Source organism: Hymenobacter properus (genome assembly GCF_015694735.1).
Taxonomy (GTDB): Bacteria; Bacteroidota; Bacteroidia; order Cytophagales; family Hymenobacteraceae; genus Hymenobacter; species Hymenobacter properus.
The window spans coordinates 1083352-1105820 of sequence record NZ_JADQDP010000003.1; the positions used below are offsets into that span (position 1 = coordinate 1083352).

At 62.3% G+C, this 22469-nt stretch carries 13 protein-coding genes and 1 riboswitch; of the genes, 8 read left to right on the forward strand and 5 right to left on the reverse strand.

Annotated features, from left to right (window positions below):
• The first annotated feature begins 1 nt into the window (after position 1).
• Together I2I01_RS16300 and I2I01_RS16305 are read left to right on the forward strand one after the other, a co-directional pair.
• A complete protein-coding gene (locus tag I2I01_RS16300) occupies positions 2–613 on the forward strand; it encodes a DNA-3-methyladenine glycosylase (RefSeq protein ID WP_196287523.1) in 612 nt (203 codons plus the stop codon).
• A gap of 135 nt (positions 614–748) precedes the next feature.
• Positions 749–2128, forward strand: coding sequence for a glycosyl hydrolase 53 family protein (locus tag I2I01_RS16305; RefSeq protein WP_196287524.1), 1380 nt, complete (start codon positions 749–751; stop codon positions 2126–2128).
• A gap of 146 nt (positions 2129–2274) precedes the next feature.
• On the opposite strand, the gene I2I01_RS16310 is transcribed toward I2I01_RS16305, so the two are convergent.
• Entirely contained in the window at positions 2275–2928 is a 654-nt protein-coding gene (locus I2I01_RS16310) for a HEAT repeat domain-containing protein (protein ID WP_196287525.1), read from the reverse strand.
• Between the two features lie 98 nt (positions 2929–3026).
• Positions 3027–3479, reverse strand: a complete 453-nt coding sequence (locus tag I2I01_RS16315; RefSeq protein WP_196287526.1) for a GNAT family N-acetyltransferase — start codon at positions 3477–3479, stop codon at positions 3027–3029.
• 127 nt (positions 3480–3606) lie between these two features.
• On the opposite strand from I2I01_RS16315, the gene I2I01_RS16320 reads away from it, so the two are divergent.
• The gene (locus tag I2I01_RS16320; RefSeq protein ID WP_196287527.1) at positions 3607–5004 is read left to right on the forward strand and encodes a PQQ-dependent sugar dehydrogenase; all 1398 of its coding nucleotides are present in this window, start codon (positions 3607–3609) and stop codon (positions 5002–5004) included.
• 83 nt (positions 5005–5087) lie between these two features.
• Here I2I01_RS16320 and I2I01_RS16325 read toward each other — a convergent pair whose 3' ends face one another.
• Together I2I01_RS16325 and I2I01_RS16330 are read right to left on the reverse strand one after the other, a co-directional pair.
• On the reverse strand, positions 5088–8078 hold the full coding sequence (locus I2I01_RS16325) for a CUB domain-containing protein (RefSeq protein WP_196287528.1): 2991 nt from the start codon (positions 8076–8078) through the stop codon (positions 5088–5090).
• Between the two features lie 337 nt (positions 8079–8415).
• Complete coding sequence (locus tag I2I01_RS16330; protein ID WP_196287529.1) at positions 8416–10536, reverse strand: T9SS type A sorting domain-containing protein; 2121 nt, start codon at positions 10534–10536, stop codon at positions 8416–8418.
• 602 nt (positions 10537–11138) lie between these two features.
• Here I2I01_RS16330 and I2I01_RS16335 point away from each other — a divergent pair.
• Positions 11139–13766 (forward strand): gliding motility-associated C-terminal domain-containing protein, encoded by a 2628-nt coding sequence (locus I2I01_RS16335; protein ID WP_196287530.1) that lies wholly within the window; start codon positions 11139–11141, stop codon positions 13764–13766.
• Between the two features lie 117 nt (positions 13767–13883).
• Here I2I01_RS16335 and I2I01_RS16340 read toward each other — a convergent pair whose 3' ends face one another.
• Positions 13884–14870, reverse strand: a complete 987-nt coding sequence (locus tag I2I01_RS16340) for a cation diffusion facilitator family transporter (RefSeq protein ID WP_196287531.1) — start codon at positions 14868–14870, stop codon at positions 13884–13886.
• 232 nt (positions 14871–15102) lie between these two features.
• Here I2I01_RS16340 and I2I01_RS16345 point away from each other — a divergent pair, with 232 nt between their 5' ends.
• The 4 genes from I2I01_RS16345 (at position 15103) to I2I01_RS16360 (ending at position 22445) form a co-directional block, all read left to right on the forward strand.
• On the forward strand, positions 15103–16467 hold the full coding sequence (locus tag I2I01_RS16345; RefSeq protein ID WP_196287532.1) for an Nramp family divalent metal transporter: 1365 nt from the start codon (positions 15103–15105) through the stop codon (positions 16465–16467).
• A gap of 113 nt (positions 16468–16580) precedes the next feature.
• Positions 16581–19043, forward strand: coding sequence for a TonB-dependent receptor (locus I2I01_RS16350; RefSeq protein ID WP_196287533.1), 2463 nt, complete (start codon positions 16581–16583; stop codon positions 19041–19043).
• Between the two features lie 83 nt (positions 19044–19126).
• On the forward strand, positions 19127–19981 hold the full coding sequence (locus I2I01_RS16355; RefSeq protein ID WP_196287534.1) for a transporter: 855 nt from the start codon (positions 19127–19129) through the stop codon (positions 19979–19981).
• 120 nt (positions 19982–20101) lie between these two features.
• A riboswitch (cobalamin riboswitch) is annotated at positions 20102–20316 on the forward strand.
• Between the two features lie 140 nt (positions 20317–20456).
• Positions 20457–22445 carry a TonB-dependent receptor gene (locus tag I2I01_RS16360; RefSeq protein ID WP_196287535.1) on the forward strand — a complete coding sequence of 663 codons (1989 nt, stop codon included), beginning with the start codon at positions 20457–20459 and terminating at the stop codon, positions 22443–22445.
• Positions 22446–22469 lie beyond the last annotated feature (24 nt).

A 22469-nucleotide genomic window follows, 5' to 3' on the forward strand; every position in this document is an offset into this window, starting at 1 on the left:
CATGCCGCATTCCAAGCTGCCCGCCTCCTTTTTCCAGCGCCCCGATGTGCTGGCCATTGCCCGCGACCTGCTCGGGAAGCACCTCTGCACCAATATTGATGGCATCATCACGGCCGGTCGCGTGGTCGAAACCGAGGCCTACCGGCACGAGGGCGACAACTCCCTCACGATGCACCTGCAGCGCAAGCGCCACCAGGCGCAAGGCTTACACGTGCCCGGCGGCGCGGCCTACATCTATACTGTTTACAACCGCTACGCTCTGTTCAACATTGCTACCCACGATGCCCAGCATCCTGATGCCGTGCTCATCCGGGCCATCGAGCCCACCGAGGGCATTGAGGAAATGCTGCGCCGCCGCGGCCTGGCTGCCACCAAGCGCGGCTTCACCGCCGGCCCGGGCCTGCTGAGCCAGGCGCTGGGCATCACCCCGGCGCTGAGTGGTTTGCCCGTCACGGGTGAAGTAATCTGGTTTGAAGACCACGGCGAGCAGGTGGCCGATGCCGATGTGGTGGCCAGCGCCCGCGTGGGGCTGGAGTACGCCGGGGCTGAGGCGGCGGGGCTGCCGTGGCGCTTTCGGATTAAGGACAGCAAGTGGACGAGCCCGGCAAAATAGAAGCGGGCCTCCGCCGAACTCTTGTGAAATGGCCCTGTTTAGTCAGAATCTGCAGGGTTGAGGCGGGGCGGTTTTTGTTCGTGCAAAGGGCGTCTGACCAATCGTAGCCCTTCCAGCCGCTGTTACTTTACGCCGATGAATAACCTATTCAAAAAGCTAGCCGGGGCCTTCGTGGTACTTGGGCTGGGCACCGGAAACCTGCAGGCACAGACCGGCAAACCGACCGAAATTCAGGTAACGCCTTACAAAACCACCATGCTGGCCAATGGCAAGGACGAGGTGTTGATAACAGCGAAGTTGATTGACCGCAAGGGGCAGGATGTGCCCAGGTTGGCTCGGCTGGTGACGTACAAAGTGTTGGGCGATGCCAAGCTGGTCAGCATTAACGGCACTGATGCGCAAAGCCTGCGCAAAACTGACAGCACCTGGCAAGCCCCGCTAAGCGGCACGGCCCGGATTATGTTGCGAGCCGGCACCACTCGCCGGCCCATAAAATTCGAGGCAAAAGCCGATAGCCTGGGCGCGGGTGCCACCGAAATCCACCTGATTCGGCCGGGCCAAGCGCACCAGGTCACGCGGGAACGGTACCGCCCCCAAACCACCACCGACAAGATTCTGGGCGCTGACATTTCCTTTTTGCCCCAGCTCGAAGCGCGCGGCATCAAGTTCTCCGACCACGGCGTGGAAAAGGACGCCATTGCCATTCTGAAAGAGCACGGCTTCAACTACGTGCGGCTCCGCATCTTTAACAACCCGGCGCAGCCCAAGGGCTACTCGCCCCAGCAGGGCTTTTGCGACCTGGCCCATACCAAAGCAATGGCCAAACGCGTGAAAGCCGCCGGCATGAAGCTGTTGCTCGATTTTCACTACAGCGACTACTGGGCCGACCCGCAGCAGCAGAACAAGCCGGCCGCGTGGGTTGGCCTGGGGTTCGGTGCCCTCAAAGACTCGGTGCAAGCCTACACCCAGCGGGTGATGCAGCAGCTCAAAAACCAGGGCACAGAGCCGGACATGGTGCAGATAGGCAACGAAATTAACCACGGCATGATTTGGCCCGAAGGCCACGTCAACAACCTCGATAGCCTGTCGCAGCTGCTCTACGCCGGGTTCCGGGGCGTGAAGGCCGTGAGCCCCCGGGCCCTGATAATGGTGCACGTGGCGCTGGGTGGCCAGGCCGAAGAAGCTGAGTTTTTCTACAACGCCCTGCGCCAGCGCAACGTGCCCTACGACATCATTGGCCTGTCGTACTACCCCAAATGGCACGGCACCCTTGCCGACTTGAAAAGCAACATTGCCGCCCTCGCCAAGAAGTACGACAAGCAGATTATGGTGGCCGAATACACCCACCTGAAGCGGGAGGTAAACGATATTGCTTTCAGCGTGCCGGGCGGCAAGGGCATCGGCTCCTTCATCTGGGAACCGCTGAACACCTGGGAGGCAGTATTCGACCGGACTGGCAAAGCCAATGAGCTGCTGGACGTGTATCCCGCCATTGCCGAGAAATACTTGAAATGAAGCAATTAGGGCTAGCGCCCGCGTAGGGCGTGAGTACGCCGGGACCGAGGCGGCGGGGTTACCGTGGCGCTTTTACATCAGGGGCAGTGCGTGGATAAGCCCGGCGAAATAAGTTGTGCTGGTTGACTACAAATGAATTATTCTGGCTAGCGTTGCTCGTACTGACGAAACAAAGCCACTGCAGAATCTGCAGGCATAGCAGCCAATAGCGCAGCAAAACGTTGCGGTTGTAATTGCCGCATTGATAGAAAGCAATAATAACGAAGGTCTGGGTTTTGGTCAGGGGCTTGTGCGATAGACTGCAGTACCGGAAAAGCAGATTGTACTCCTGCTTGGCCTAATGCAAACACTAACTTCATGCGTACGCGGAATGGCTCGGCTGGATTCTGCACATCTCTCAGCGCCAAGGGCACCAACTTCGGATTGGAAAATGGGTCATACTTAAGCTTTTCAGTAATTTGATATTTCCAAATTGTGTAATAATCAACTGCTGATTGATAACGAAACGCGCGTTCGACTAACCAATACCCTACACCTATTAATAGAATCCATAACACCAATGTCCGTCGATTCGGCGAGCGGCTCTTCAGCAAGAGTAAGCCAGTACTGATTACGAGGAACAGCAGCAGGTGGAAGTTCCGAACAATATGTAAGGCCGGCACAAAAAGGGGAACCGTATTTGAGTTACCCAACAGGTAGGTGCCGGGTGAGTATTCATACCAAAGCGTAATTCCAAGCAAAAGCCATGTTGCTAGCAGGCTGCCATAGGTGCGGAGAAAAGAAGAAAAAGCTGGGCTCACTGTTAAAAGGTCGTCATGCTTATGCATCAAAATCAGTCATCCTTCTTATCGGATAAAGCTGAAATGCGATGCTAAGTAAGCTTTGATTAAAATTGATTTCACCCATACGGCTTGTCTTTCTTCATCTCCAGCCAGCGCTCCGGCCGGTCCAGCGGCTCGTAGCCAAAGCGCTGGTAGAGCGTGTGCGCGTCGAAGGTGGCGAGCAGGTGCCGGCGCAGGTTTTGCAGGTCGGGGTGGGCCAGCATTTGCTTCACCAGCCACTTCGAGAGGCCGTGGCCACGGTGCGCGGGCAGCACAAACACGTCGCAGAGCCAGGCAAAAGTGGCCTTGTCCGTCACTACGCGGCAAAAGCCGGCCTGGGCGCCGTCGGGAGCGTAGAGACCGAAGTTTAGCGAGTTGGCAATAGCCCGCTCCACGGTGGCGCGCGGAATGTTCTTGGCCCAGTACGACTCCTCACTCAACCATTGATGGATGGCCGTGATGTCGAGCCGGGCCGGGTCGGTGCTGAGGGTGTAGCCGCTGGGATGGGTTTCGGTGAGGACGTCGGACATGAGTAGGAGGGGGGCTGATGCAGCCGCAAGCTACAAAAGCAGTAGGAGCGGCATCCGGCAAGGCGCGGGTTGCGTTAGGCTATCTATCATTCTTGTTCCGTCACTTCTTTGCCATTAGCCTATCGCCATGAACTACTTACGCTCGGCCACGCTGGCCTTTTGGACGGCTGCGCTGCCGTTGGCCGCATGCGGACAAGCGCCGGCCCTCACCACGTTTCCGGTGGGCACCGCCACCGTCACCGTCTCAGCCCTGGCCACCAACCTAAACACCGTGTGGGAGTTGGTGTGGGGCCCCGATAACTATATCTGGATGACCGAGCGCTACGGCCGCATCAGCCGCGTCGACCCGGCCACCGGCCAGGTACAAGCCCTGCTCACGCTGCCCGACGTGACGCCTACCGGCGAAAGCGGCCTGCTTGGGCTGGCCCTGCACCCGCAGTTTGCCACCTCGCCCTACGTGTATGTGGTGTATAACTACACGGCCAGCGGCGCCCTCAAGGAAAAGCTGGTGCGCTACACCTACTCGGCCGCGGCGGGCACGCTCACGGCGCCGCTGGTGCTGCTGGGCAACATCGACGCCACTACCTCGCACAGCGGCTCGCGCCTGCTGGTGCTGGCCGATGGCACCTTGCTGATGAGCACCGGCGACGCCCAGCAGCAGCCGCAGGCCCAGAACACGGCCTCGCTCAACGGCAAAATCCTGCGCCTGAACCTCGACGGCAGCATCCCGGCCAACAACCCGATTGCAGGCAGCCCGGTCTACACCTTCGGCCACCGCAACCCGCAGGGCCTGGTGCAACTGCCCGACGGCAGCCTCTACAGCTCGGAGCACGGCCCTAACAACGACGACGAAATCAATAAGATTGAAGCCGGCCGCAACTACGGCTGGCCCAACGTGGAAGGCTACTGCAACTTACCTGCCGAGGCCACCTTCTGCGCCGCCAACAACGTGCGCGAGCCCCTCACCACCTGGACGCCCACCATTGCGCCCGCCGGCCTGGCCTACTACAACCACCCCGCCATTCCGGCCTGGCGCGGCGGCCTGCTGCTGGCCGTGCTCAAAAATGCTACCCTGCTGCACTTGCCCTTGGCTGCCGGCGGCCAGGCGGTGGGCGCCTCCACCGGCTACCTCAGCACCTTCGGCCGCCTGCGGGCCATCTGCGTGTCGCCGCAGGGCAAAGTGTACATCGGGACCAGCAACCGCGACGGCCGCGGGGCTCCCGCCACCACCGATGACCGGATTCTGGTACTCGAAAACCGCGCCTATGCGCCTTCGGCCACCCGCTCCGCGGCCGCACCTTCATTCGATATTTTCCCCAACCCCGCACGCCGCCAAGCCACCGTGCAACTGTCTGCTCTGACCACGCGCCTCGCCGTTTGCGACCTGACCGGCCGCACCCTGCGCGAGCTGCGGCCTACTGGCCTTGCGGCTCAGCTGGATTTAAACGGCATGCGGGCCGGCACCTATTTGGTGCAGGTGGAAGGCAGCGCCGGGCGCGTCACCCGCAAGCTGGTGATTGAATGACCCTGCCTGTTGCTCACCAACGCGCACAAAAAAAGAGCCGGCAAGCTGCCGGCTCTTTTTTTGTCTGGTAACGAAGTGGAAGGCTATTCCAGCACCACTTTGCGGGTGAGCACCTGCTCGCCCACCGTCACGCGCAGCGTGTAAACGCCAGTTGCGAGGCGACGAGTCGACAGCGTCTGCTCGGCGGCAGTGCTCAGGGCCTGGGTCAGTACCGTCTGGCCGAGGGCGTTGAGCAGGGTGGCTTGGCCGGCGTGGGCCAGGCCGCTCAGGCGCAGGGTGAGCTGGCCGGTGTTGCTCGGGTTGGGGTACACCACCAGCGCCTCCGTCTCAGCTTGGGCACGGGCAGCCAGGGGCGAGCCCAGGATGGTGAAAGTGCCGGTGGCATCGGAGCTGCCGTAGCCGCTCACAGCAATGTAGTAGCGGGTGCCCACCACAAGGCCCGTCAGGTTCACGGGGCCCACGTTCTGGTTGTTGCCGGGCGCGGCCTGGCAGAACACCTGCGCGAACGGACCCGTCGTGCAGTTAGCTGCCGTGTACACGCGCACCGACCCGGCGGCCGTGCCGGTCAGGGTCAGCGTACGGGTGGTGGCAGTGGCCACGAAGGTGAACCACACGTCCTTGGGCGCAGCGGCCGGCGAGCAAGCGGGCAGGTTGATGCCGTTCTGGAGGCTAGTGGTGGCGTTCACGTTCGAAGACGTGATGCTCGTGTTGCCCAGGGTGAGGGCGCCGCAGGGCTCGTCGTTGGGCAGCTGCGTGGTGAAGGTGGCGGTGGTGGTCGTGTTGGGCGAGGTGCCTACGGTGCACACCGGCTGCACGCTAACCGTGTAGGGGGTCGACGAAATCAGGTTGTTCAGCGTGATGGGCGAGGCCGAGGCCGTAACCGTCTGAGCCGTGCCGCCGGTGGGCGTGTAAGTCACAACATAGCTGTTGTTGCCCACGCCGGGCGTGAAGTTCAGCGTAGCCGAAGTAGCCGTCACGTTGGTCACCGTCAGGTTGGTTACCGCCGTGCAGGTGGGCGGGGCCAGGCACGAAATGGCAGCCTCGAAGCCGCTTTGCACCACCGAGCCGTCGGTGTGGAACACTAGCGTGAGCTGGCCCGTGGTATTGCTGGCCGAGGCCTGCACCGTGCCAGGGCTGTTGGTGCCCTTGTACTCGCCGATGAGCGTGGCCGAAGCCGTGGGGCCGTCGTAGATGCGCAGGTAGTCGCAGCAGCTTTCCGTCGAGAACGACGAGAAGGTGAGCACCACTTTCGAGCCGTTGGCGGGCGTGAGCACGCTGGTCAGGTCTTCGCTGTTGGAGTAGTTGCCCGTCGGTCCACCCGAGTCAAAGATGCTGCCCGAGCAGGCGGTCACGTTGGTGCCGATGAGGTAGGCCTGGTTGCCGGTGGCGTAGTTGCCGGTCGAGCAGCCGTTGCCGGCCGGGGTGGTCACGCAAATGGGGCCCGAGAAAGCATTGGGCGGCACCGAAAGGGTAATCTGAGTGGCGGAGTTGACGGTGAACGTCGTCACCGGGGTGCCGCCGAGGGTTACGGCCGTAGCACCGGCAAAGCCCGTGCCCGTCAGCACCACGCTAGTGCCGGCCGGGCCGCTGGTGGGCGTGAAGCTCGTCACCGTCGGTGCAGGCACCGTGAAGTTGGTGCTGCTGGCCACCGTCACGCCGTTGGTCACGCGGATGGGGCCCGTAGCAGCGCCGGTGGGCACCACAGCCGTAATCTGGGTAGCCGAGATGACGTTGAACGTCGTGGCCGGCACGTTGTTAAAGCTCACGCCCGTGGCGCCGGTGAAGCCCGTGCCCGTGATGGTCACGCTTGTGCCTACCGCCCCACTCGTGGGCGTGAAGCTGGTAATGGTGGGCAAAATGGTGAAACAAGACACCGTGGCTTCAAAGCCGCTCGCTACCACCGAGCCGTCGGAGTGGAACACCAGTGTGAGCTGGCCCGTGGCGTTGGTGGCAAATACGCTGCCGGGGCCAGTGGTGCCTTTATACTCGCCGATGAGCGGAGCCGAGGCCGTGGGCCCGTCGTAGATGCGCAGGTAGTCGCAGCAGCTTTCGGTGGCAAACGACGTGAAGTTGAGCGCTACCCGAGAGCCAGCCGTACCGGGGGTGAGCACAGTGGTCAGGTCTTCGCTGTTGGCGTAGTTGCCCGTGGGGCCACCCGAGTCGTAGATGGTGCCCGTGCACGTCGTTTGGTTGGTGCCGATGAGGTAACCTTGGGTGCCGGTGTTGTAGCTGCCGGTCGAGCAGTTCGTGCCGCCGGGCGTAGTGACGCAAATGGGACCGGAGAAGGCACCGGCAGGAACCGTGAGGGTAAGCTGCGTGGCCGAGTTAACGGTAAAAGTCGGCACAGCCGTGCCGCCAAGGGTAACGGCCGTAGCCCCGGTGAAGCCGGTGCCCGTTACCACCACGCTGGTGCCAGCGGGGCCGCTGGTGGGCGTGAAGCTGGTGATGGTGGGCGCCTGCAGCGTGAAGTTGGTGGAGCTGGAAGCCGTTAGCGAATTGACCGTCACGCGGATGGGCCCCGTGGTGGAGCCGGCGGGTACCACGGCCGTAATCTGGGTGGCTGAGTTTACCACGAAGGAAGTGGCGGCAATGTTGTTGAAGCTGACGGCCGAAGCGCCCGTGAAGCCCGTGCCCGTGATGACCACGCTCGTGCCCACGGCCCCGTTAGCGGGCGTGAAGCTGGTGATGCTGGGCACGTTCGTCAGGCACGAAATGGCGGCCTCGAAGCCGCTTTGCACCACCGAGCCATCGGAGTGGAACACCAGCGTGAGCTGGCCGGTGCTGTTGCTGGCGTACACCGTGCCGGGGCTGGTGGCGCCTTTATACTCGCCAATGAGCGGAGCCGAAGCCGTGGGGCCGTCGTAGATGCGCAGGTAGTCGCAGCAGTTCTCGGTGGCAAACGATGCAAAGGTGAGCGACACCTTCGAGCCGGCCGTGCCCGGCGTGAGCACGCTGGTCAGGTCTTCGTTATTGGAGTAATTGCCGCTGGCGCCGCCCGAGTCGTAGATGGTGCCGGCGCAGGCGGTTTGGTTGGTACCGATGAGGTAGGTCTGTGCCCACGCTTTTGGCGCCATCAGAAGCAGCACCAATAACAGAGAAAGCTGCCACCGGCGCGAAGCCGATGTGACAAATGGGGGATTGTTTGGTACGAGGTGTTGCATGTTATGAAAGAATAAGGGCGAAGAATGAAAGAAGTGTTTAGCGACCTGCGCATTGAAAGCCGCTGGGGCATGCAAAAAGCTTATCCACTAATAGCGTCGGTTGGTAGCGCAGTGCCTCGCAAACAACCAAGAGGACTAAGCATAAAAAGGCGGTGTGGCCCTTTTAACCAGCCCGACGCATTGCCATTAAGAGGCTGGAAAAAGCTGACAGTCGCCAGCTTTTTCCAACCTCTTAATGGCATTCGCCTCTTTATTCGAGGACTACCTTGCGGGTGAGCACCTGCTCGCCGCTGGTAACGCGCAGGGTGTACACGCCGGCGGCCAGGCCGCGGGTGGCCAGCGTCTGCTCGGCGGCGGTGCTCAGGGCCTGAGCGCGCACGGTTTGGCCGAGGGCGTTGAGCAGGGTAGCTTGGCCGGCGTGGGCCAGGCCGCTCAGGCGCAGGGTGAGCTGGCCGGTGTTGCTCGGGTTGGGATACACCACCAGTGCCTCCGTGTCAGCTTGGGCACGGGCGCCCAGCGGACGGCCCGAAGCGCACAGAACGAACGAGCTGGAGCTGGGCGCGGGCTGCGTAGCCGTCGAAGGATATACCCGTACGTAGTACGTGTTGCCGTTCGTTAGGCCGGTAATCGTGCTGGCAGTGGTGCCCTGCGCGGCCGTGGCCGCGCAGAAGATGCTGGTAGAAGTGGCACAGGCACCCGAGCGCACGTTCATAATGCCGTCAAACGACGGAGCGAAGGTTATAATCTGCGAAGAACCCGTGGCCACGAACGAATACCATACGTCGTAGGCGTTGGTGGCCGCGCAGCCCGTGCCCGACGTCGGGGGCAGGCTTTGTGCTGCCGCCAGCACCGTTCCAAGCACCGGCGAGGTGCACGTGTTGCCCACGCTCAGGGCGATGGCGCCCGTGCATTCGTCGTTGGCCGGCACCGCCGGGCCCGTGGTCACGCACAGCGTGAAGGTGCTGTTGGCTGCCGTCGGTGCCGTGCTGCCCGAGGGGTACACCCGTACGTAGTACGTTTGGCCGTTCGTCAATCCCCCAACGTTGCTGGTGGCCGTGGACCCTGCCGAAGCCGAAGTGCAGAAAATGCTGGTAGCGGAGGTGCAGTTGCCCGCGCGCACGTCCAGCACGCCGGCAAATTGCGGAGTGAAGGTGATGGTTTGCGTCCTGCCGTTGGCCACAAACGAGTACCATACGTCGTTGGCAGTAGTGGCCGTGCAGTTGGAAGTGGGCGCGGTGCTCTGCGTAGCGCCAAACACGGTGCCGTTGGTAGGCGTGGTGCACGTGTTGGCCACGGGAAGGGCCACGGCCTGGGCGCAGTTGTCGTTGGTAGCCGGGTTGGGATTAGTAGTGAAGGAGCCCACGCTGGAGAAGCTACTGTTGCCGGTTGCGCCGCCGCAGTTCTGCACCACGTAGAACTGGTAGGTGGTTTGCGCGGTCAGGCCATTGATGATATAGGGTGAAGAGGGCGTCGTTACCGTCGTGTAGAAGTTGGTGCTGGTGCTGGCTTGCGCCGGGTTGAAGCCCGCCGGTCCATAATATATTGTGAACGGCCCCGAGGGAGTGTTGGTCGTGTTGAACTGAATAATGGCCGAGTTGGTAGTAGTGGCCGAGTTCTGAATGCGCGGCGTGGGGCACGCCGTGATGATGGGAGGCGTGAACGAGTATATCTGGCCGGTGGCCGGAAACGTCGAGATGTTGTCCGTTTCGGTGGTGGAGCTAGCCGCCGGCGAGGTGCTGGAGTTGCTCAACGACAGGTACGAGTTAGGACCCGAGCCGGCGCCCGACAAGCCTATGGAAGCCGTCACACCCGAAGCAAGGCTAGTCCCTTGGCTGTACACGAAGCGCACCACGTTGGTGCCTTCTACTAGTTGCACCTGCATCGAAAAAGACCCGGTCACGCTCAGGCGCGCCCAGTTGCGCCACTCAAACGTGAACACCCGGTTGGGCGCCGTACCGCTGGTGAGGTAGCTGGCCGTGCCATTGGTACCGGTGAGGTCGTCCCAGAAAGGAGCCACCCGGGGCCGCTCAGAGGCCGTGCCATTTTCCAAATCGTTGGTCAGGCTATTGGCGGTGGCGTTGGGGTTGAAGGTCAGCCAGCCGTTTGACGACACCTTGCAGGAAGTGTACGTGTTGCCGTCGAACACAAAGGAGAAGGGCAGCGGTATCGTCCCCGACAACGCATCATCACTCAGAATGGTGGTGACGGGTGTGCCGCCCGTGAGGGGCGTGTAGGTGCCGGTGCTGGGCGTAAAACTATACGTGTCGGCCGTTTGGGCCCGCAGAGCGCCGCCGTTGAGCAGCAGGGTTGCCAACAGCAGCAGCGCCCAGTTCAGGGGCCCGCGCTGTCGCGCATGTAAAGGTGTGTGCATGGGGTGAAGAGGGAAAAGGTTGAACAATACGGGTGGAGCAGGGTGGAAAATTAGCAAAACCAGCCTATCGAAAGGGCCCTGGTACATGCTTTTGGCAATGTAATGTAGAAAGAAAGCTCGGGCAGTTACAAAAAATCAACCGCATTTTAAGCCAAATGAAAACGGGCTGCCGAGCTGAAAAGGCAGTCAATTACATGCTTATGATGGTTTTTGCGCTATAAAAAACTTTATCAGGTTATTTATGAAACCCTTGTAAATCCGAAAGGCGCGTCGAAGCGCGACCAAGCATTGATGCACGTCTTTCAATATATAGGAGTGCGCTGTGCGAACGAATGGGAATCAGGGACGTGGCACCGGCATCACGTTGCAGATATGCGGGCCCGAGGAAGTTTTAAAACATGCAGGCAAAAGGAACTAAATAAATATCACGAATAAGTTCCATAATATCAAAATTTCGTCAAGTCTGGCCCGTAATTTGCTCTTGGTTTGAAGCCTTTGTGGGTACTTCTTGGCACTCCGTTTTTCCGCCTGTATCTTGGGCCGCTGATTCGACAGTACCCACCCCTGCTGCGTTTTTTACTTCACTTCACCCCTTTTCACCCATGAGAAAAATCTTACATTCCTTCACCATGCTGCTCTTTGCGTGTGGCCTGCTTATGGGCAGCGCGCAGGAAGCACGCGCTTCCCACTTGCTGGGCGGTGATATGACCTACGTGTCGCTGGGCAACAACCAGTACCGCGTGAAATTCCGCCTCTATCGCGACTGCTCCGGTATCACGCCCAGCGCTTTCACGCTGAGCTGCAAAAACGGAGGTTGCAGTGCCGCCGCTTCCGTAACCGCTCCCTTTGTGCAGCAAGGGGCTGTTGAAGCCGGTAACCCGTTCTGCGCCGCCGTATCGGCCGGGCCTTGCCAAGGCCCTGTTGGCCTTCCCAACTACGACGTGTATAACTACACGGCCACGGTGACCCTGACCCCTGGGCAGTGGATTCTGAGCACCGACCAAAACGCTCGTCCGGCCCTGGCCAACATCCAAGCCGGCGACCTGTACGTGGAAGCCACCCTCGACAACCGCAACCAGGGCAGCACGGCCGTGGCCAACAACTCGCCCCAGTTCGACCCGCAGGATATTCCGATTCAATATGCTTGCTGGAAGCAGCGCCAAACCATCACCTTCTCCTCGACCGAGGCCGACGGTGACTCCCTGGTGTACTCGCTGGCAGCTCCCTTGCAATCTTGCGGCACGCCCGCTACTTACAACACGATGCCCGGTAGCGGCGCAGTGCTGGCTCCCATCAACTGCCCCGGCGGTGGCCAAGGCTTCTTCAGCTTCCCGGGCATGCCCTCCAGCCTGTATAGCCCCACCAACCCCATTCGCCTCGGCCTCGACACGGTGGGCACTTGCCCCCTGCGGACCGGTGTAGCCCGCACGTTCAACTTCAACCAGCAGTCGCGCACCATCACCTTCACGCCTGGCTACTACGACCCGGCTGCCGGCGCTGCTGGTGGGGGCAACAAGTACCAGATTGCCGTGCTTATCACCGAGTATCGCCGCATCAACGGCGTGCGCCGCATTATCGGCACGGTGCGCCGCGAAGCCAACATCATCGTGATTGACTGCGGCAACAACAGCACCCCCAACCCCGTGCAGGCCAACGCCGTGACGACGAACTCGAACACGACGACGGTGAACACGACCGACACGACCCGCATCGACGTACGCAGCTGCAACTACTCGCGCGTGGAGCTCAACTTCACCGACCCCGACAACCTGCGTACCCCCAGCGCCGGCCAGCTGCTGACTGTGACGCTGCCCCCGAACATCAACACCGACCCCCGCTACTTGGATTCGGGCGACGTGGGTACCTTCAGCCTGAGCGGCAACGGCACCACCAACCCCAAGGGCGTGTTCTTCTTCCAGCCCTCGCCTACCACCGTGGGCCGCACCATCCTGTTGAGCTTCAAGATTGAAGACAACGCCTGCCCCATCAAGGGTGTGCAAAACCGGGTGCTGGTAATTCGCGTGCTGCGCGGCAACTTCGCCACGGCCGCTGCCACCATCGGCAGCCCCGGCATCGGCGCCCAAACGCCGGCTTCTATCTGCCCCGGCGGTTCGCTGACCATCCAAGGCAACGTGCTCCGTCCGGACTCCATCCGCCGCATTGCCAACAACACCACCGTGCTCCAGCCCTACTCCTTCCAGTGGAGCGTGGCTCCGGGCGGCAACGGCCTGCCGGCCGTGACGAACACCCAGAATATCTCCGTGAACCCCACCGTGACCACCCGCTACCTGCTGCGCATTACGCCGCAGCTGGGCTTTGCCCAAGGCTTGTGCGGCGACACGACGTCGGTGCTGGTGCGCGTGGTTCCCCAGCCCGTAGTAACGGCCACGGCTTCGCTGCCCACCGTTTGCCTAGGTTCGCCCGTTACTTTGACGGCTGCGGCTACCCGGCCGACCGGCACGGGGAGCAATCTGAACGATACTTATACCTATACGTGGACGGGTGCCGGTGTACCGGCAAACACTCGGGGCACCACATACACGGCGCGTCCCACCACGCTTGGGGTCAATACCTATACGGTAGCTGCCAACGGCGCTTCGCCCTATGGTTGCACGGCCACTGCCACGGTACAGGTACTAGTTGTACCTGTGATAACGACCAAGTTCATTACCGCCGACTCGGTGGGTACCAATGGTAAGTACACCAACAACCCGCCCATCACCTTCACCTTCACCAACCAAACCACTCCTGGCGTTGGCGTAGCAGGTGCTCCCACGGCTTATGCTTGGACGTATCAGCGCTTCAAGGACGTACAGGAGGCACCGGTAGGCGACCCGGCAGTAGCCTTCGGCGGCAACTCGGCTTCGCCTGGCCCGCTCAAGCTCACGGAGGCCGGCTACTACCGGGTGCGTCTGACCGTGACGGTGCCAGCCGCCTCAGCCAGCTGCAGCACGCTGTTTTCGGAGCGTATTGTCTTCGTGCCGGACTTGAAGGTGCCGAACATTATTACTCCCAACGGTGACAACCAGAACGACTACTTCCGTGTCTCGTCGGTTAATGTAACCAACAGCAAAATCGAGATTTACAACCGCTGGGGCCGTAAGGTGTACGAGCAGTCGAACTACGCCAATAACTGGGGCGGCGACAACCAACCCGCTGGCGTATACTACTACTTGCTGACCGACAGCAAAGGCGTTCAAACCAAAGGCTGGGTAGAAGTAGTGCGCTAAGCGCCTCCTGCTTACTCCACCAGAAAAAGGGTGCCGCGATTATCGCGGCACCCTTTTTTGCGTTTAGGCTTATGCAGAATAATGGTTACGGCTTGGCTGAGCTTCGCCTCACCGCGTTTAGGCTAAGTGGTGGCGCTCGTTTTTCACGGCGTTGTGAATGTCCCAAACCACTTCTTGGCGGAAAGGATGCAGGCGCACCGGGCACTCGGCCATGAGGCACAACGAACAAGCCGCAAAGGTGCAGGGGTCGGCGTGCACAAACATTTCTACATCTACTGCGAAACGCTCCTTGATGAGCTCCTCGATATCAAACAACTGGGAGTGCACTTCTTCCAGCGTGAAGTAGTAGGGCATCTGCATGTGGCAATCAATGTGCAGGTTGGCGCCGTAGCGCTGCACGCGCAGGTTGTGCACGTCAATCCACTGCTGGCGGCGCTGGGCTTGCAGCTCGGCAATGACGGCCGTGACGGTGGCCGTATCGGCCTCGTCCATCAGGCCCGAAACGGCGCGGCGCAGCATCCGCCAGCCGTTCACCAGGATGAAGCCACCCAGCAGCAGGGCTGCGCCCGTGTCGAAGCGCACCACGCCCGTGACGGCTACCAGCACCAGCGCCAGCGACGACACGATGGAGGTGAGGGCATCGATGTAGAGGTGCTGCCCGTCGCCCACCAGCGCTACCGATTTCAGTTGCTTGCCCGCGCGCACCAGCACCAGGCCTACACCCAGGTTCACGAAGGCTGTGCTGGCTAGCAGCGCCACGCCCCAATCGGGCCGGGCCACGGGCTGCGGGTGCAGCAGGCCCTGGGAAGCATGGTAGAGAATGAAGGCACCGGCCATAAAAATCAACCCGCCCTCAAAGCCAAGCGAGAGGTTTTCTATTTTGCCATGCCCGTAAGGATGGTTTTCGTCCTTGGGCAGGCCGGCCAGGTAGAGGCTATAAAGCGCAAACCCGCTGGTGAAGACGTTGATGATGCTCTCGAGCGCGTCGGTGAGCACCGCCTGCGAGCGGGTGAGGTGGTAGGCGTAGAACTTGATGGCCACCAGCCCTACGCTCACCAGAAGGGAAAGCAGGCCGAGGCGGCGTTTGGTTTGCGAAGAAGTCATGCGAACGGGATTTCAGCGCAAAGGTCGGGCGGCGGGCGGCAACCAATCGGGCGGAATGTTTCGTCACAACAACGCCAGCAGTTGTGGGGCGCAACGTCAGGGCCCAGGAGATTTTAAATCAATGCGCGCTCACGGCGAAACCTTTTGGGGAGAAAACAGTATTTAAGGCGGTCGAAATGAATTTTTAGATAAGTCTAAATTTTATAGATTTGTATTGAAACAATTATTCAACGTGCCTCCTTCTACTCTTACCGAAACGCCCCCCCAAGCCGAAACGGGCTGGCGACACCCGCGCCGCAGCAATTCGCTGAGCGAGGTGTACGCCAGCATCCGGGTGCCGGGCGCCAATGCCTCGTTCTGGCGCAAGCTGTTCGCCTTCTGGGGGCCCGGCCTGATGGTGGCCGTCGGCTACATGGACCCCGGCAACTGGGCCACCGACCTGGCCGGCGGCTCCAAGTACGGCTATACGCTGCTGTCGGTGGTGCTGATTTCTAACTTGTTTGCCATGCTGCTGCAGCATCTGGCGGCCAAGCTCGGCATTGTGACGGGCCGCGACCTGGCCCAAGCCTGCCGCGACCATTACTCAAGGCCCATCAGCTTGATGTTGTGGTTTTTGTGCGAAATCGCCATTGCCGCCTGCGACTTGGCCGAGGTCATTGGCTCAGCCATTGCCCTGAACCTCTTGTTTGGTTTGCCGCTGGCCTGGGGCGTGGTGCTGACCACGCTGGATGTGCTGGTAGTGCTGTTTTTTCAAAATAAGGGCTTCCGCATCATCGAAAGCATTGTGGCGGGGCTGATGGTGCTGATTTTCGGCTGCTTCGTGTACGAACTCATCGTGTCGCGGCCCGATTGGGTGGCGCTGGCCCACGGGCTGGTGCCGCAGCGCGCGGTCGTGACCACGCCGGGCATGCTCTACGTGGCCATTGGCATCCTGGGCGCCACGGTGATGCCGCACAACCTCTACCTGCACTCCAGCATTGTGCAAACGCGGCAGATTGAGCAGACAGAGGCCGGCAAGCGCATGGCCATCAAGTTTGCCACCATCGACTCGACGGTGGCGCTGTTCCTAGCCTTTTTCATCAACGCGGCCATTCTGGTGCTGGCGGCGGCGGCTTTCCATCACAACGGCATGTTGGAGGTGGCCAAAATCCAGGATGCCTACAAGCTGCTGGCGCCGGTGCTGGGCGCGGGCGCGGCCAGCGTGCTGTTTGCGGTGGCCCTGCTGGCATCAGGGCAGAACTCAACCCTGACCGGCACGCTGGCGGGCCAGATTGTGATGGAAGGCTTCCTCGATTTCAAGCTGCGGCCCTGGGTGCGGCGGCTCATCACGCGCCTGGTGGCCGTGGTGCCGGCCCTGGTGGTGGCCCTTATCTATGGCGAAAGTGGGACGGAAAAACTATTGGTTTTCAGCCAGGTCATTCTCTCGATGCAGCTCAGCTTTGCGGTGGTGCCGTTGGTGCTGTTTACCAGCAGCCGGGCCAAGATGGGCGTGTTTGTGAACCGGCCGATAGTGCGTGTGCTGGCCTGGTCGGTGTCGGCCGTCATCATTGCCCTGAACGGCTACTTGCTCTGGGAAACGGCGTTAGGGGAGGGGTAGAGTTTTGCATAGCCGAACGGCGTAGAGGCGCGTCAAGCGCCATCCTGCGTCGTTCGGGCGGCGCTGGTTGAAGCTGCACCCTTAAACATTCATACATAATTATTAACCTGCGTATGAAGTCTCTCCTACTCGTGCTGCTGTGGCTGCTGCCGGGCGGCCTGCTGGCTCAAACGGGCACGGTCGCGGGCACGGTGCGCGACGAGCAGCAGCGGCCGGTGCCCTACGCCAGCGTGGCTGTGCCTGCTGCGGGCCTGGGTGCCACGGCCGATGCAAACGGCACTTTCACCATTGCCAACGTACCTCCCGGCGCGGTTCGGGTGCTGGCCAGTGCAGTGGGCTATACGGCTGTGAGTCGCAACTTAACTCTGAGGCCGGGCGAAACTCTGAGCCTGCCGCTGACCCTGGCCGCCGCGCCCGCCGCCCTGGCCGACGTGGTGGTGACGGGTGTGAGCCGGGCCACCGAAATCCGGCGCAGCCCCGTGCCCATTGCCACCCTGGGCCGCCGCGAAATCAGCCTCAACGCCAATACCAACGTCATCGACGCGGCCGTGCGCGGCATTCCGGGCCTGAGCGCCGTGACGACGGGCCCCAATGTGTCGAAGCCCTTCATCCGGGGGCTGGGCTACAACCGCGTGCTAACGCTTTACAACGGCTTGCGCCAGGAGGGCCAGCAGTGGGGCGACGAACACGGCGTGGAGGTAGACGGCTACGACATCGAGCGCGTGGAAGTGGTGAAAGGCCCCGCCAGCCTGCTCTACGGCTCCGATGCCGTGGCGGGCGTGGTGAACCTACTGCCTGCCCTGCCCAGCGGACCCGAAGGCCGGTTGCGCGGCGAGGCGCTGGCCGAATACCAGTCGAACAACGGCCTAGTAGGCAATTCGCTGGGGCTTAACTATCAAAAAAATGGCTTCCAAACCAGCTTTCGGGCCAGCCACCGTCTGGCGCGCGACTACCGTAACAGTGTGGATGGGCTGGTGTATAACACTGGCTTTCGCGAACTGACGCTCACGGGCATGGCGGGCGTGCGCAAAGCCTGGGGCAGCTCGCACTGGTACCTCACGCTCTACGACAACCAGCAGGAAATTCCCGACGGCAGCCGCGACTCGCTCAGCCGTTGTTTCACGCGGCAGGTGGCAGAGAGCGGGCTCGATGACGTGAAGAACCGGCCCTTGGTGACTGATGAGGAACTGCGCAGCTACGCCATTGGCCCGCTGCACCAGCGCATCCGGCACTACCGTGTGTTCAGCAAAACGCAGGTGGCGCTGGGCGGGGGCGAGCTGCACCTGCTGTTGGGTGCCCAGCAAAACCAGCGTGAGGAATTTAACCACCCCACGGCGCCCGCCCAGCCGGGCCTGGCTCTGCGCCTGAGCACCTTTACCTACGACGTGCGCTACCATTTGCCCGAGTGGCAAGGGCTGGAAGTGAGCGTGGGCAGCAACGGCATGGGCCAGCTCAACCGTCACCTCAACGCCACCGACTTCCCCATTCCCAATTACAATCTGCTGGACGCGGGGGGCTTCGTGCTGCTGAAAAAGCCCTTGGGCAAGCTGGAAGTCAGCGGCGGGCTGCGCTACGACACGCGGCTGGTGAACTGGGCCGACTTCTACGTGGCGCCCAACCCGGCTACGGGGTTTGACCAGGCCGCCGGCCCGGCGCAACCCGATGCGGTGCTGCAGTTTCCGGCGTTTCGGCGGCGCTACCAAGGATGGTCGGCCAGCTTGGGGGCGAGCTACGTGGCTACCGAGCAGCTGACGCTGCGCGCCAACCTGGCCCGCGGCTACCGCGCCCCCAACATCCCCGAAATCGGCTCCAACGGCCTCGACCCCGGCGCCCACATCGTGTACCTCGGCAACCGGGGCTTCGAGCCTGAGTTCAGCTGGCAGCAGGATGTGGGCGTGCTCTGGCACCAGTCCGAAGTGGATGCGTCGGTGGAGCTGTTTCACAACTATGTGCAGAACTTCATCTACCAGGCCCGCCTGCAGGACGCCAGCGGCCAGCCGGTCGTCATCGTGCCCGGCAATGTCACATACCAATTCCAGCAGGCTGCTGCCCGCCTCTACGGCCTCGAAGCCAGCCTAAACTGGCGCCCGGCAGCCCTGCCCTGGCTGGCCTGGAGCAGCAGCGCGGCCTACGTGAGTGGCGAAAGCGCCCAAACTAATTTGCCCGACCATCAGATAGAAGCCGCCCGCTACCTGCCCCTGATTCCGCCCCTGCGCGGCCGCACCGAGCTGCGGGCCACCGCGCCAGCCCGTGCCGGCCGCTTCACCGGCACCTATGGCCGCGTCACGCTGGACGGCAGCGCCCGCCAAAACCGCTTCTACGCCCTCGACAACACCGAAACGGCCACGCCGGGCTACGTGCTGCTGGGCCTGGGCGCAGGCACCACCTACACCAATCGCGACGGGCGGGCCGTGGCCCAATTCATTGTGCAGGTCGATAACCTCTTCGACACCGCTTACCAGGCCCATCTTAACCGGCTGAAGTACTTCGAATACTACGCCGGTACGCCCAACGGCCGCAGTGGCATTTATAATCCGGGGCGCAACGTGGGGGTGAAGGTGCTGGTGCCGTTTTAGTAGCCCTTCAGACCGTTGGGCTTGGGCTGCTATATAGGATTTGGGCAACGTTACCGTATCTGATTTTCTGCGTACAGGGCGCCATGAAGCACTTTTTTCTATCCTTGCTACTCTTGCCTGCGTTCGGTTGGGCACAGGCCCCGGCCAAAACTTCCCCTTACGACTCGGCCCATTTCAGCTGGCGCAAACCCGTGCCGCGCAACCGCCTGCGCGAGCTGCAGCCCGACCGGCCCGGCGTGACCGAAAGCCCGTTCACGGTAGATGCCGGCCATTTCCAGCTTGAAATGGACGCCCTGCGCCTCATCAACAGCGGCTCGGGCAACGATGATAAAAACCGCGAGCTGCACCTGGCCTACTCCATGCTGAAATTGGGCCTCAGCCGCCGCACCGACGTGCAACTGGAAGTGCCCCTCTACAGTGTGGCCAAGCAACGAACTTCGGACGCCGACGACTGGCAGGAGCGCCACTCCGGCTTTGGCGACTTGACCCTGCGCCTGAAGCACAACTTTATAGGCGACGACCAATTGGGCAAATTTGCCATGTCGGTCATTGGCTACGTACGGCTGCCCACTGGTGGCAATGTAGGCGATGGTGCCACCGAATACGGTGTGGTGCTGCCCATTGACGTCGAGCTGAGCGACAAAGCCAACCTCGAAGCCCAACTCGAAACCGACCTGAACTACGACCGTGAAACCGAACAGCGCTATGTGCGCCTGGTGCCCTCAGTGGCTCTCGAGTACGATTTCACAGAGAAGGTGGGGCTTGTGACCGAAGCCGTGGCCATGTGGAACACGGAGCAGCGCCGCTGGCAGCCCTCCGCCAACATCGCCCCCATTTTCAAGCTCACGCCCAACCTGCAGCTCGACCTCGGCACCCATCTGGCCCTGAGCCGCCTGACCGACCACGAATACTTTGTGGGCCTCACCTTCCGCCGGTAAACCCGCATAATTGTCTGTCATCCTGAGCGCAGCGAAGGACCTTGTCACGCTAGAAAACTCTGACGTGACAAGGTCCTTCGCTGCGCTCAGGATGACAGAGACTTTCTCGGTTCTTCCTCCGTACCTTTGCCCTGCTTTGGTGCCAACCCCCCAATCGTGGGGCGCGGCTGAAAAGGGAATCCGGTTCGAAGCCGGAGCTGTCCCCGCAACTGTACGCTTCACATCGGAGCGGGCCACAATGCCACTGTTTGTTGCTTGAATAGCAAGCAATAAAATGGGAAGGCGGCCCGCTCGGCGGAGCAAGCCAGGAGACCTGCCCGAGCATTCACAGGTTCAGCATTCGCGGAGGACGGATGGAGAAAGAGAACAGCGGCCACCTTCGGGCGGCCAGATTACCCCTGTTTTTCGGCCTCGGTCTGACGGTAGCTGGCTGCTAATGGCAGCTGGTTGGCGCCGGATTTTGAATCGAATTTTCTTGACTGAGAATTTGATTCTGCTGCGTTTTATTTCCCTCCATCCAGTTCCGCTACGGCGAGTGGTGCTGCTGTGCCTGCTCGCCGGCACCGCCCGCGCCCAGACGGCCCCGCCCGATTCGGCCCGCCTCAGCCAGCGGCAGCACCGGCTGGGCGAGGTGCAGGTGCGTGCCGTGGGCCCCGAGCGGTTTGCTGTGGGCAGCACCCGCTTGGAGCTCGATTCGGCCACGCTGGCGCAGTACCGCGGCGGCAACCTAGCCGACGTGCTGCAGGCCCGTACCCCATTGGCCCTCAAATACTACGGTCCTGGCCAATTGGCCACCATTGCCCTGCGCGGCACCTCGGCCCAGCACACCGCCGTGCTCTGGAACGGGCTGAACATCATGCTGCCCACGCTGGGCCAGAACGACTTCTCGCTGCTGACCGTGGGCGCCAGCACCAGCGTGGCTATTCAGCCCGGCCCGGCGGCTGCCCTCTACGGCAGCGGGGCAGTGGGCGGCGCCGTGCTGCTCAATGCGGCCCCCGACTGGCGCCCCGGCCTGCGCGGTAGCGTGCAGGCCGATGCCGGCAGCTTTGGCCTGGCCGGCGGCAGCGTGGAGGCCCGCGCCGCCAGCTCCAACGTGGCCGTGCGCGTGGCCGCCAGCTACCGCGAAGCCCAAAACAATTACACCTACCTGCTGCAGGAAGCCCGAGGCCCCGTGCGCTATACCCTGCAAAACGCCGCCCTGCGCCACCAATGGAGCATAAGCCCCGACGTGGCCTGGCGCCTGGGCCAGGCCGGCGAGCTAACCGCCGCTGCCTGGCTGACCGATGTGGACCGTGAAATTCAGTCCGGCGTCAACATCATCGGCACGCAGGCCCGCGAGCGCGACCAAAGCCGCCGCTTCACGCTGGGCTACCGCCACGTGGGTGCACGCCAGCAGTGGGCCGTGCGCGGCGCGTGGTTTGAAGACATCCTCAACTACCGCGACGGCGGCGCCCCCAGCAACTCCCGCGTGCGCACCACCCAGGCCCAGGCCGAGCGCACCACGGCCCTGGGCGCGCGGGGCAGCCTGCGCCTGGGCGCCGAGGCCCAGCACTTCGCGGCGCAGGTAGATGGCTACGGTACCGCCGAAATCGGCGAGAACCGCGCTGCTGCCTTTGCCTTGCTGCGCTACGACCCCCGCCCGGCCCTGCGCCTCTCGGCCAACCTGCGCCAGGCGGTGCTACCCGCCGGCCTGGCCCCGCTCACACCCACGCTAGGGCTGGAATGGGACCTGCTGGCCGTGCCCGATTCGGCGCAGGCGCTAACGCTAAAAGCCAGCGCCGCCCGCAGCTACCGCGCCCCCACCCTAAACGAGCGGTACTGGCTGCCGGGCGGCAACCCCGAGCTGCGCCCCGAATCGGGCGTGGGCTACGAGGGCGGCCTGCGCCACCGCCGCGCCTGGGGCCGCCGCTGGACGCTGGAAAGCGAGCTGACGGCCTTCCGGCAGGACGTGGATGACTGGGTGCAGTGGCTGCCCGAATCCAGCACTGGCATCTGGAGCCCGCGCAACCTGCGCCGGGTGCGCAGTCAGGGCCTGGAAGCCAACACTGCCCTGCGCCTGCGCCAAGGCCGCTACACGGGCCGGGTGCAGGTGGCCTACCACTACACCGACACCCGCAAAACCCAGGGCTCGGCGGCCGACTCCGACCCGGTGGGCGTGCAATTGGCCTATGTGCCCCCGCACCAGGCCAGTTTCGGCGCCGACCAGCAGTGGCGCGGCTGGCAGCTGAGCACAACGTTGGTTTTCACCAGCTACCGCTTCACCAATGCCTCGGGCACCGATTTTTTGCCCGGCACCCGTCTGCTGAGCGCCACGCTGGGGCGTACCATTCAGGGGCCGGCCCACACCAGCCTTCTTGTGCTGCTGCAAGCTTCCAATTTGCTCAACCAAGCCTACTTCAGCTACCCCGGCCGGCCGGCGCCGCCGCGCGCCATCGGCGCCAGCCTGCGCCTGGGCTGGCGCTAGCCGCGGGAAGCTTCACCATTTCTT